This is a genomic window from Parageobacillus sp. NEAU-HV-2, assembly GCF_059115485.1.
This window is the reverse complement of the sequence record NZ_JBXUJJ010000005.1, coordinates 60,197-72,897: the sequence shown is the minus strand read 5'-3', so window position 1 is coordinate 72,897 and position 12,701 is coordinate 60,197. Positions and strand designations below refer to the sequence as shown.

Here is a 12,701-nt window from a genome sequence, read left to right as displayed (position 1 = left end):
TTCATTATATGACGAGCTTGTACACAGTATGATTAAATTCCGTTTCTCTGCATTACTAGTTTACACATTCCCAGTTGTTTTCTCAACCAAAATAAGTTTGAAAAAAAAACGCACAACTCGCGTTTCGCAAGTTGTGCCGTGTTCGTTACAGTAAATCAATTAACATAAATCGCGCACCATGTTCCGATGCAATACGAAGCATCGGCGTTTCCGTAATTCGCGCGGAATCGCGCTTATGCAATGTCGCTTGTCCGTTTAATGTAACATCTCCTTCAATAACAAAGAAAAAGATTCTTCTTCCCTCTTGCTGCGTAAATGTAAGCTCGCGCCCTGCTTCTAAATCAGAAAGGTAAATCGTTAAATCTTGATGGATATGGGCAATTTCCGAAGAAGAAGGATTTTTCGTCACAATCGGAAGCATCGCGTTTTTCATTTTCGCCACATCAAATGTTGTCCGCTCATACGAAGGTGTTAACCCGTTTACCTCCGGCAAAAACCAAAGCTGCAAAAAATTTACCTCTTCTGTTGCCGACGGATTCACTTCCGAATGAATAATGCCCGTACCGGCCGACATCCGCTGCACGCCGCCAAACGTGGTTGTCGCGGTATGTCCTACGCTGTCTTCATGTTTTAAATATCCTTTCAGTACAATCGAAACAATCTCCATTTCTTGATGTGGGTGCGCACCAAATCCGCGCAGCGGCGCAACAAAGTCATCATTTAAGACACGCAATGGTCCAAACTGAATATTGTTTGGATCGTAATATTCACCGAAAGAAAAACTATGATACGTTTTGAGCCACCCGTAATCGGCATGATAGCGGGATTCGGCAGGGTAAACCTTGATCATTCCCCCAACTCTCCTTTCATGGATCGTTTACTAAAAAAGGATGGCATCGAGCGCATATTGCCCTGGACCAATACATGCAACGCCAATAGCCACCGCCATAATGGCAAGATTATACTCATAGCCATTTTTGGTCATCCAATATCCGTTTGGCCCATGCACTTTCACAATGGCGATGATCATCGGCACGACCATTAACAAAGCGGCAAGCGGAGTCCATAAACCAAGGGCAAACAAAATACCGCCGACTAGTTCGCCTGCCCCTGCCGCAAACGCCATCATCTTGCCTGGTTTTAATCCAATGGATTCCATCCAGCCTGCCGTTCCCTCAAGCCCATGTCCCCCAAACCATCCAAACAGCTTCTGTGCCCCGTGTCCGGCAAACGTCAAGCCAAATACTAAACGGATTAATAATAATCCGACGCTAGCCATCATAACACATACCCCTTTCCTATTTATCTTTATTTAATAATTCTTGAATTCGAGATAATTATAAAATAGAGTTGTGTATATTGTCAACAAAAAAACCGAGCGGTGTTTCGCCGCTTGGTGTAATAGTTGTATAGATACAAAAATGATTCGACACGTGCCTGGCACCCTAATCAAACTTTCTTTCCTTGTACCTCTGATAAAACCAGATAGCCGCAAAGAGCCAAAAACCGCCGGCGAAGTACCCGCCAATAACGTCGCTGGGATAATGAACACCTAAATAAATACGGCTGACGCCGATAGCCATAATCATGACGAGACTGACGAAAATGAGAACTCCTCTTCCCAACCGGTTTTCTATATGACGCCACAGAAGAAAAGCGAGAATACCATATAAAGCGACAGCCTCCATCGAATGTCCACTCGGAAAACTAAATCCACTGGCTTCAACAAGACGATGTAAACTGGGGCGATCACGATGAAACAGACTTTTTAATAGCTGATTCAGGATGGATGATCCTACAACGACCGTAACGAATAACACCAACTCAGAACGGTACTTCCACACTTTGTATAGAATAAACAGTACAATCAACGAGATGATGGTTACGATTCGTCCCGATCCGATCCAACTAAAAAATTGCATCACTGCAGTTAATATAGGCGATTCAAATCCTTGAATGAAAGATATGATAGAGTCGTCAAAACGGGCCACCTGGCTATCACTGACAAGAAAAGCCGTCAAGCCGAAAACAGTCGCTGAAAATAGACTTAAGAAAAAAGCTCGCGTAAGCTCAAGTTTTAAGTTCACTTGGTTCCACCTCTTTTTAAATGCGAAATATCACCATGAATAGTGCAGCCAAAACGGCAAGTGATCCACTGACTCCAAACGTAATCACAGGACCAAACGACTGCCTTAGAAGATCTGCCATTACGCTTGCGAGCAATGCGGCGAAGCCAGTGAGGGCATTGAATGTGCCCATTGCTCGACACGTGCCTGGCACCCCAATCAAAAAAATACACAACTTGCTGATAATCATATTGAAGCAAGTTGTGTACTTTTATTCCGTTTTTCAAAACTTTTTTGTAACTCGTTTTAAAAGATATTTTTGTCACTACTCATAAAAATTAATTAATATAATCAAGCGGATTTACCGCATTCGATTTCGCGGCATTCCATTGTCCACGATGTAGTTCGAAGTGAAGGTGAGGGCCTGACGACTCACCCGTATTACCCATATAGCCGATGATTTGTCCTTTTTGAACGCGCTGGCCTTCGCCAACGAGGCGCGCATCGAGGTGCGCATATACCGTTGTGTATACTTGGCCGTTGATGACATGCGTAATGAAAATAACATTTCCGTAGCTGCTAGAGAAATAGGAACGGAACACATATCCGTCTGCTGCGGCCACCACAGGAACGACAGGAGCAGTCTTACCGATATCGATTCCCGGATGGAACTCGTTATCAAAACTGCGATAACCGAATCCGGATGTAATCGGACCGTTTGCCGGTCTCATAAACGCACCGCTTGTAACCGGCGGAACATTAGAAGACGAAGCATGGCTACCTCCAGAAGAGGAAACATGGTTGCCTCTAGAAGGCGAAGCGGAATTTTTACGTGCTGCTTCCGCACGTTTTTGCTCCTCCAGCTGCTGGAGCTGCTGTTTTACCGCTGCTTCCTGCTTTTTCAACAATTCCTGTTCTTCTTCGAGCTCCATTTTGTGATTATGATGTTCTTCTTCTTTTTGCTTCAAATCAGCCATTAAACGGTTTTTCTCATCCATCTGTTTATTTAATTGTTGTTGCAGCTGTTGTAGTTCCTCTAAATTTTCTTGCAGACGATTCCGTTTTTCCGTGAGTTCGTTTTCTTTTTTCTCTTTTAACGCTTTATCCGCCTGCTGTTCGCGAATAATTTGCTTGTCGGCTTCGAAAATCGTCGTCACCGCACTCATGCGGTCAATAAAGTCGCTGAAGCTTTGCGATCCAAGCAATACTTCTAAATAGCTGATCACTCCGCCGCTTTCCTGCAAAGAGCGGACGCGCTCTTTTAAAATCTCATTTCTTTTTTCAATACGCGCTTGTACTTCGGCAATCTCTTTTTGCAATTGCTCGATATCTTGTTCGGTTTGATCAATATCCGCTGTTAAATTGCGGATTTTCCCGCTCGTTTCTTCGACCGCTAAATCCAGTTTTTTAATTTCTTCGGAAAGCAATTTTTGTTGGGATTGCAGTTTTTTAATTTCCTGATCCGCATTATTGATTTTTTCTTGAACAGCAGATTGCTTCGAACGAATGTTGCTAATCTCATTCCGTTTTTCTTGAATAGCGCGGTCGCTTACCGCCCCCGTGGAATGAGGAAAAGCACTGAAACTTAGCGCCGTTGCCGCAACAAGCGCCATCACTTTCCTCTTTTTCATCGATCCATTCCCCTCTCCCTTAAATCTTGCGACTTTTTTCAATTAAACTTTCAAAAACTTGCGGACAGACATGATGCTTCCCCAAACGCCGATGCATGCTCCGACAAGCAATAAAAGCAAACTAATCTGCCACATAAACGGATTAAACGGAAGAAGTTCTAAAAATGGAACCGTAATTTTCGGTTCTAAAAATTTGTAAATGTTATAATAAACAACAGAAATGGCAGCGATCGGAAAAATCGCACCGATGACTCCAAGCCATAATCCTTCCAAAAAGAATGGCCAGCGGATAAACCCGTTCGTCGCTCCTACTAATCTCATAATCTCAATCTCGCGCCGCCGCGCGAAAATCGTGATTTTAATAGTATTGGAAATGAGAAACATCGCGGTAAACAATAAGCCGATGATGAGCACAAGGCCAATATTGCGCGCTACCTTCAACGTGCTAAACAATTTTTCCACTTGACCTTGGCCGTAATTCACTTTATGGACAAATTTCAATTTTTCAATTTCCTTCGCTACTTTGATCGTATCGACCGGATTTGCCGTTTTCACTACATATACGTCGCTTAACGGATTATCCTGCTCAAACAGACGGAACGAAGATCCTTCCTCGCCGAAGCTTTTAATTAGTCTTTTCAGTTCTTCGTCTTTCGAGGAATAATGGATTTCCTTCACTTGAGGAATCTTCTCAATCTGCGCACGAAGCGCTTGTTTATTTTTTTCATTCGCCGTTACATCAATATGAACGCGGATTTCGACATCATTTTCGATGTTTTTCGCAAAATGATTCATGTTAAACATGACGATTAAAAACGCACCAACTAGCAATAATGTGACCGTCACCGCACTAATGGAAGCAAACGTCATCCAGCCGTTGCGGCCAAGACTTTTCACGCTCTCCCGCATATGTCGCTTCAGGGTACTAAGCCTCATAGCCGTATTCCCCTTTCGCCTCGTCACGGACGATTTTTCCTTTTTCAATGGCGATAACACGGCGGCGAATCGTATTAACAATTTCGCGGTTGTGCGTCGCCATGACGATCGTCGTGCCGCCGTCGTTAATTTTCTCAAATAGGTCCATAATTCCCCATGATGTTTCCGGGTCTAAATTCCCGGTCGGCTCATCGGCAATGACAATTTTCGGAGAGTTGACAATCGAGCGTGCGATGGAAACGCGCTGCTGCTCCCCACCGGAAAGTTCGTTTGGATAAGCGCGGACTTTATGCTTTAATCCGACTAATTCCAGTACTTCCATCACTTTTTTGCGAATGACTTTTGGCGATTCCTCAATCACTTCCAAAGCGAACGCTACATTTTCATATACCGTTAGCTTAGGAAGCAATTTGAAATCTTGGAACACGACGCCAATGTTCCGGCGCAATAATGGAACTTTACTGTCTTTTAATTTTGCCAGATTTACCCCATTGACCATAATCGTGCCGCTCGTCGGTTTTTCTTCGCGGTACATCATTTTTATAAATGTTGATTTTCCTGCACCGCTAGGTCCGACGACATAGACAAATTCTCCTTGTTTTATGCGAACGCTAATGCCATTTAGGGCTACTACCCCATTCGGATATGTCTTATATACATCCTGCATTTCGATCATTTTTATCACCTAGTCTCATTGTCCTTGTTGTCATTCCTCGAGCTGTTTCGTGTCATTTCGAACATATTATACAAAATTCCGCAATTTTTATTATAGCACTATTTCGAAGACTGTAATTTTACATTTATATTTCAAATACATTACGCAAACAAAAAATCCGGTCCCTATAAGGAACCGGACGGTAATTGTTACTTTTTGGACGCAAGCCATTCTGCGACTTTGTCTGCATCTTCTCCTTTGATGATTCCTGGTGGCATACCGCCGCGCCCTTTTTCAATGATCTGTTTAATTTCGTCTTTCGAGTATTTGCTTCCGACTTTTTGTAAGTTCGGTCCTGCCCCGCCTGATAAATCTTTCCCATGACAAGAGGAGCAGTTTTGTTGGAAAATATCCTCTGCTGCTGCGGTAGTATCCCCTCCACCATTATTGCCATTGTTGTTATCTGTTGCATTGTTGCCGCCGCCACAGGCCGCGAGCGCTAGCGAAGCACCTAGAAATACAGTAGCAAGTTTCCATTTCATAGATGAACTCCCCCTACTTGAATAGTAATTCATGTTTATTATAACCGATTTTGCAAAAATTACGTACGTTGAAATCCTTCACCAAACACTTCTGTCGCGTTCGTTACAATGACAAACGCTGATGGATCAATGCTTCTGACCAATTGTTTCAATTTTGTGAACTCCGATTGCTGCACGACGCACATCAGTACCGGGCGCTCATGTTCCGTGTAGCCGCCATAGGCCGGCAGCTTTGTCACCCCGCGGTCAATTTCATGCAAAATCGCCTGGCGCACCTTTTCTTCCTCGTTCGTAATAATCAGCGCCATTTTCGAATAGCCGAGGCCGACTTGGACTAAATCGATCGTTTTGCTTGTCACATAAAGGGCGATAAGCGCATAAAGCGCCCGTTCAATATCAAACACAAACGCCGCTGTTAAGACGATCAGCCCATCAATCAAAATGACGCACATCCCAAGCGACAGACCTGTATATTTATGGATAATTTGCGCCGCTAAATCCGTTCCGCCTGTCGATGCTCTGCCGCGAAAGACAATGCCAAGACCAAGACCAACGCCAATGCCGCCAAACAGCGCGCCCAATAACGGGTTATGGGTGGCTGGTTCAATTCCTTTTGTTACATACACAACAAATGGCAAAAACACCGTTCCGACAAGCGTTTTGATGCCAAACTGCCGACCTAGCAGCACGACACCGGCAATAAATAACGGAATGTTAAGCGCCCACTGGACATAAGCCGGCTGCCAGCCAAACAGTGCATACGTGATCGTGCTAATGCCGCTTACCCCGCCAGAAGCGACGCGGTTTGGCAATAAAAAGACATTGAACGCTACCGCGACGATGGCAGAGCCAATCAATATGCATACATATTCCATGGCAAGTTTCATTTTTGGATGTCTTGACCGATTTCTTCTTCCCATTCGCCAAACCTCCCATGAGAGTATAGCACGACCATTCCCACAAGTAAATGACAGCGAAATAAAGCAGTAACGCAGTAAAGTTAGTTTGCACAAAAAAAGGCACCTACTATCGAACGGGCGATAATAGATGCCTTTTAACTTATTTTAGTTTCGCACGCAAATAAGCATCGATAAAGATATCGATCTCGCCATCCATCACTGCTTGCACATTTCCGACCTCGACGTTGGTGCGATGGTCTTTGACAAGCGAGTAAGGATGAAACACATACGAACGAATTTGGTTTCCCCAGCCGATTTCCTTTTGTTCGCCGCGAATTTCGGCAAGCTCGGCTTGCTGTTCTTCGAGTTTCTTTTGGTAAAGTTTCGCTTTAAGCATGTTCATCGCTTTTTCGCGGTTTTTAATTTGCGAGCGCTCCGATTGGCATGTCACGACAATGCCGGTCGGAAGGTGGGTGATGCGCACCGCCGAATCGGTTGTATTGACGTGCTGCCCGCCGGCGCCGCTCGAGCGGTACGTGTCGACTTTAATCTCTTCCGGGCGGATTTCGATTTCAATATCATCATCCATCTCCGGCACGACTTCGCAAGAAACGAACGACGTATGGCGGCGCCCTGACGCGTCAAACGGCGAAATCCGCACGAGCCGGTGCACGCCTTTTTCCGCTTTTAAATAGCCGTAGGCGTTATGCCCTTTAATTAAAAGCGTGACGCTTTTAATGCCTGCTTCTTCCCCAGGCAAGTAATCCAGTGTTTCGACTTTAAACCCTTTTCTCTCCGCCCAGCGCGTATACATTCTTAGCAGCATCGAAGCCCAGTCTTGCGATTCCGTACCGCCTGCGCCCGGATGGAGCTCTAAAATCGCATTGTTTTTATCATACGGCTCGTTTAATAAGAGCTGAAGTTCAAATTCGCTAAAGTCCTTCGTCAATTTTTTCGCTTCCGCGACCAGCTCCTGCTGCAAATCTTCATCCGGCTCTTCTTTAATCAATTCGTACGTCACTTCTAAGTTTTCAAAGCGCTCTTGCAAAGCTTCAAATTCACTCACTAAGTCTTTCAGCGCATTGGCCTCCGCAATCACCGTCTGCGCTGCTTTCTGATCATCCCAAAAGTTTGGCGCGGCCATTTGTTCTTCTAGCTCGCGAATGCGCGCCTGCTTTGCTTCGAGGTCAAAGAGACCCCCTTATTTCCGCTAATCGCTTAGCCATTTTTTCCAATTCGTGTTTAATTTCAATTAAGTCAATCATCATGCCTTCACCTCGTTACTTTATTGTACTAAAATTTTCCATGCTCGCCAATGGGCTCATGCCCCGTTCTCGCGCAAAACAAAGTGAGAGGAAATCCCCCCACTTTGCCCTTTCGATTATGCGTTTTTCCCGCAGCAATGTTTATACTTCTTGCCGCTGCCGCAAATGCAAGGATCGTTACGGCCGATGCGCACCGCCTTGCGGTACGGTTTTCGCTTCGTTTCTTCTTCTCCTTCTTTCGGATGAACCGCTTCGCCTTTTGCCACTTCCTGGCGCTCGAGATTGCTATGAATTTCGGCCTTCATAATATATCTTGCCACTTCTTCTTCAATGGAAGCAATCATGTTTTCAAACATCGCATATCCTTCCATTTGGTACTCGCGAAGCGGATCCACTTGTCCATATGCGCGCAAGTGGATGCCTTGGCGCAGCTGCTCCATCGCGTCAATATGATCCATCCATTTCATATCGACGGCACGAAGGACGATAACACGTTCAAATTCACGCATTTGTTCCGGCGGAATTTGCTGTTCTTTTTCATCATAGCGCGCTTTGACTTTTTCCCAAATGAGCTCGATCATTTCTTCCGGCTCTTTGCCGCGCAAATCGTTAACGGTCACATCGCCTTCCGGCAACAGGTTGGCATTGAGGTAATCAATGATCCCTTGTAAATTCCATTCTTCTGGAAGCTCTTCTTTCGGCGTATGCGCGTTAACAACGCGCTCAATAACCGACTGAATCATTTTTTCAATAATGCCGCGCAAGTTGTCAGAGTCAAGCACTTCATAGCGCTGGCGATAAATGATTTCGCGCTGTTCGCGCAATACATCGTCATATTGAAGCAACTGTTTGCGCGCATCGAAGTTGTTGCCTTCGACCCGTTTTTGCGCCGATTCTACCGCTTTTGTCACCATTTTACTTTGGATCGGCTGCGAATCGTCCATGCCTAAGCGGTCCATCATCGCCATTAAGCTTTCCGAACCAAAGCGGCGCATGAGTTCATCTTCGAGCGACAGATAAAACTGCGATACCCCCGGGTCTCCTTGACGTCCGGAACGGCCGCGCAACTGGTTATCGATCCGCCGGCTTTCATGGCGCTCCGTACCAATGACCGCCAAACCGCCGAGCTCTTTCACTCCTTCACCGAGCTTAATGTCGGTACCGCGCCCGGCCATGTTCGTTGCGATCGTCACCGCGCCTTTTTGGCCAGCTTGAGCGATAATTTCCGCTTCTTTCGCATGGTTTTTCGCGTTCAATACATTATGCGGAATGCCACGTTTTTTCAACATGTCCGAAAGCAATTCCGACGTTTCAATCGCTACTGTCCCAACAAGCACCGGCTGTCCTTTCGCATGGCGCTGTGCGATATCTTCCACCACGGCGCGGAATTTGCCTTCCATCGTCCGGAAAATCAAGTCCGGACGGTCTTCGCGAATGACCGGCTTGTTGGTCGGAATGACGACGACTCGCATGTTATAAATATTGCGGAATTCTTCTTCTTCCGTTTTTGCCGTCCCCGTCATTCCCGCCAGCTTTTCGTACATGCGGAAATAGTTTTGGAACGTGATCGTCGCGAGCGTCATCGATTCGTTTTGAATTTCGAGCCCTTCTTTCGCCTCGATCGCCTGATGCAATCCATCGCTATAACGGCGGCCATGCATTAGGCGCCCGGTAAACGGGTCGACGATGACGACTTTGCCGTCTTCGACGACATAATCGACATCCCGCTGCATCGTCACGTGCGCTCTCAGCGCCAAGTTAATATGATGGTTTAGCGTAACATGCTTTAAGTCGAATAGGTTATCAATGCCAAACGCTTTTTCCGCTTTCGTAATTCCTTCTTCGGTCAGCTGCACGCTTTTCGTCTTTTCATCGTACGTATAGTCGACACCTTTTTTCAACGTGCGCACAAACGCATTCGCCTGGATATACAGCTTTGTCGATTTTTGCGCCGTACCGGAAATAATGAGCGGCGTCCGCGCTTCATCAATTAAAATCGAGTCGACCTCGTCAATAATCGCGTAGTAAAGCGGGCGCTGCACGATATGCTCTTTATAAAGCACCATGTTATCGCGCAAATAGTCAAAGCCGAATTCGTTGTTCGTGCCATACGTAATATCGGCATTATACGCCGCCTGCTTTTCTTCGCGCGACATGCCGCTTAAGTTCAAGCCGACGGTCAAACCTAAAAACTCATACAGCTTGCCCATCTCCGTCGCGTCGCGGGTCGCTAAATATTCGTTGACCGTCACGACATGCACGCCTCTTCCCGTCAAGGCGTTTAAATAAACTGGCATCGTCGCCGTCAGCGTTTTTCCTTCCCCGGTCTTCATTTCTGCGATATCGCCCTCATGAAGAACAATACCGCCCATAATTTGTACTTTATATGGATATAAGCCAAGGACGCGCTTTGCCCCTTCGCGCACGACGGCAAACGCTTCAACAAGAAGATCATCGAGCGACTCGCCTTGCTGATAGCGAGCTTTAAACTCCTCCGTCTTTTGCCGCAACTGTTCATCCGATAACTTTGCCATCTCTGGTCCAAGCGCATCGACTTGGTCCGCAATCTTTTCTAAACGACTCAGTTGGCGTTTGTTTGGGTCAAACACCTTTTTCAATACTCCAAACATAGAAAACGCTCCTTATTTTCAATAGAATCACTAATTTACATAATATCACGTACACGAATGGGTGACAACTAAGAGGCGGAAACGGGAGAGGAGACAAATGCTAAAAAGAAAAAAGAGGAAGTGAAAACGGAGGTTGCTTCATTTTATTTACTGCAAAATCGTCTCCACCGTTTTTTCCTTCCTCCTGTCCAACAGGATAACAATCCCCTGCCGGAAGACAGCAGGGGATGAACGTTAATTCGCCTCAATTAAGCCATATTTCCCGTCTTTGCGGCGATACACGATGTTTGTACGGTTTGTTTCCGCATTCGTAAAGATGAAAAAGTTATGGCCAAGCAAATTCATTTGCAAAATCGCTTCTTCGCTGTTCATCGGTTTTAAGCTAAAATGTTTCGTGCGGACAATTTCAAATTCTTCTTCCTCATTCTCCACTGCCGCATGGTTAGGCACGGCAACGACTTGTTTTACCTCTTTATCGCGATCGCGCAATTTGCGGTTGACTTTCGTTTTATGCTTGCGGATTTGTCGTTCCAATTTATCGGCAACTAAATCAATGGCCGCATACATATCATCATGGCGTTCTTCCGCCCGCAACAACAAATGTGGCATTGGAATCGTCACTTCAATTTTTCCGTGTTTATCGTTATATACTTTTAAATTTACATGAACATGTACATCTTCCGTATGATCCAAATATCTTTCCAATTTCCCAATTTTTTTCTCTACATACTCACGCAATGCCGGAGTTACTTCGATGTTTTCCCCGCGAACGTTATAGATCATTGCTGATCACTCCTTTATCAATCTATATGTTTTATATTCTACAACACTCATGAAAACCCTTCCTGAATCGGCAAAATGTTTTTGAAAATTTTGTGAAAGCCAAGAAAAAATATGGTAATATTTACTTAGCAAATAATCTTTTTTTCATAAACAAAAAATAGTCCTATTTTACCATCTGGAGTGTGGCAAAATGCGAAAAATACATATTTCAAAAGCCAAAAGCGGCGACGTGCTTGCCGTCGATCTTTTCGGCGTAAACGGCGTCATTCTTCTGTCCAAAGGCGTGCGCCTGACCAACCAATACATCCGCTCGCTGCAAATGAAAGGCGTTCAGTATATTTACATCGACGACAAACATACGCATGATATTAAACCGCGGCCGCTTATCAGTCCGACCGTCCGCCAGCAGGCCGTAAAAAAAGTATACGACACGATGACCGCTTTGATCGAACAAAAAAAGCTGATAAGCCGTGTTTCTTCCCTAGACCTAGGGATGGAATATCAAAAAGTGTTTAAAGAAATTTTGGATTATTTGCTGACAAAAGAAAATCTGATCATTAACTTATCGGACTTAGTGGTGTCCAACGGCTACTTTTTTCACCACTCCGTCAACGTCGCGACGATTGCCGGCGTCATTGGCATTGCGAAAGGATATAGTCCCCAGCAGCTGCTCGATCTTGGGGTCGGAGCGCTCTTGTTTGACATCGGCATGACGCAGCTTCCGGAAGGGCTTTGGCGGAAGAAAGGAGCGCTGACTGAAGAAGAAAAGGATATTCTTCGCCGCCATACTTTTTTCGGCTTTGAGCTTCTGCGACGGCAGCGCAACATTTCCCTGTTGTCCGCCCACTGCGCGCTCCAGCATCATGAGCGCTATGACGGCAGCGGCTACCCGCGCCAGCTGGCGGGGGAAGAAATTCATGAATATGCGCGCATTGTGGCCATCGCGGATGTGTTTGACGCGCTTACCTCGGCGCGCTACCATCGCAAACAATATTCACCGCATGAAGCGGCAGAATATTTATGCGCAGCCGGTGGCATTTTTGACTATGAATTAATTAAACTATTTCTCTCGTACATCGCCATTTATCCCGTCGCTACAACCGTCGTATTAAACACCGGATATATCGGAGTCGTATCGCAAGTATTCCCAGACTTTCCGCTGCGGCCGGTCGTGCGCGTGATTAAAGATCCGTACGGCGAAGAGCTAAAAAGCCCGTACGAAATCGATTTGCGCAAGGAAATTAATGTGACGATCGTCAAAGCCGTATAAAAAACACCGAGCCCCACACAATGG

Annotated in this window: 12 protein-coding genes; 1 reads left to right on the top strand and 11 read right to left on the bottom strand. The window is 45.6% G+C overall.

All coding sequences use genetic code 11. The features are described from left to right. Positions 1-145: 145 nt before the first annotated feature. The 11 genes from AC1WMD_RS09960 to hpf form a co-directional block, all read right to left on the bottom strand. Complete coding sequence (locus AC1WMD_RS09960) at positions 146-850, bottom strand: pirin family protein (RefSeq protein ID WP_494257059.1); 705 nt, start codon at positions 848-850, stop codon at positions 146-148. 30 nt (positions 851-880) lie between these two features. Beyond that, on the bottom strand, positions 881-1,279 hold the full coding sequence (locus tag AC1WMD_RS09955; protein ID WP_494257208.1) for a DoxX family protein: 399 nt from the start codon (positions 1,277-1,279) through the stop codon (positions 881-883). A 166-nt stretch (positions 1,280-1,445) separates the two neighbouring features. Next, the gene (locus AC1WMD_RS09950; RefSeq protein ID WP_043906078.1) at positions 1,446-2,087 is read right to left on the bottom strand and encodes a phosphatase PAP2 family protein; all 642 of its coding nucleotides are present in this window, start codon (positions 2,085-2,087) and stop codon (positions 1,446-1,448) included. Between the two features lie 317 nt (positions 2,088-2,404). Further along, the gene (locus AC1WMD_RS09945; protein WP_494257057.1) at positions 2,405-3,697 is read right to left on the bottom strand and encodes a murein hydrolase activator EnvC family protein; all 1,293 of its coding nucleotides are present in this window, start codon (positions 3,695-3,697) and stop codon (positions 2,405-2,407) included. A gap of 42 nt (positions 3,698-3,739) precedes the next feature. Next, positions 3,740-4,633, bottom strand: a complete 894-nt coding sequence (ftsX, locus tag AC1WMD_RS09940) for a permease-like cell division protein FtsX (RefSeq protein WP_043906080.1) — start codon at positions 4,631-4,633, stop codon at positions 3,740-3,742. Then, complete coding sequence (ftsE, locus tag AC1WMD_RS09935; RefSeq protein WP_043906081.1) at positions 4,623-5,309, bottom strand: cell division ATP-binding protein FtsE; 687 nt, start codon at positions 5,307-5,309, stop codon at positions 4,623-4,625. The genes ftsX and ftsE overlap by 11 nt, the downstream gene beginning before the upstream one ends. 188 nt (positions 5,310-5,497) lie before the next feature. Then, a complete protein-coding gene (gene cccB, locus AC1WMD_RS09930) occupies positions 5,498-5,830 on the bottom strand; it encodes a cytochrome c551 (RefSeq protein ID WP_043906082.1) in 333 nt (110 codons plus the stop codon). A 59-nt stretch (positions 5,831-5,889) separates the two neighbouring features. Next, on the bottom strand, positions 5,890-6,750 hold the full coding sequence (locus AC1WMD_RS09925) for a YitT family protein (RefSeq protein ID WP_494257056.1): 861 nt from the start codon (positions 6,748-6,750) through the stop codon (positions 5,890-5,892). A 139-nt stretch (positions 6,751-6,889) separates the two neighbouring features. After that, a protein-coding gene (gene prfB, locus AC1WMD_RS09920; RefSeq protein ID WP_494257206.1) for a peptide chain release factor 2 occupies positions 6,890-7,991 on the bottom strand; the annotation gives its coding sequence in 2 pieces (ribosomal slippage) (positions 6,890-7,918 and positions 7,920-7,991; 1,101 coding nt in all). A gap of 119 nt (positions 7,992-8,110) precedes the next feature. Beyond that, on the bottom strand, positions 8,111-10,624 hold the full coding sequence (secA, locus tag AC1WMD_RS09915) for a preprotein translocase subunit SecA (RefSeq protein WP_494257054.1): 2,514 nt from the start codon (positions 10,622-10,624) through the stop codon (positions 8,111-8,113). Between the two features lie 234 nt (positions 10,625-10,858). Further along, positions 10,859-11,407, bottom strand: coding sequence for a ribosome hibernation-promoting factor, HPF/YfiA family (gene hpf, locus AC1WMD_RS09910; protein WP_043906086.1), 549 nt, complete (start codon positions 11,405-11,407; stop codon positions 10,859-10,861). A 190-nt stretch (positions 11,408-11,597) separates the two neighbouring features. Here hpf and AC1WMD_RS09905 point away from each other — a divergent pair, with 190 nt between their 5' ends. Then, a complete protein-coding gene (locus AC1WMD_RS09905) occupies positions 11,598-12,677 on the top strand; it encodes an HD-GYP domain-containing protein (protein WP_494257052.1) in 1,080 nt (359 codons plus the stop codon). The last annotated feature ends 24 nt before the right edge of the window (positions 12,678-12,701 follow it).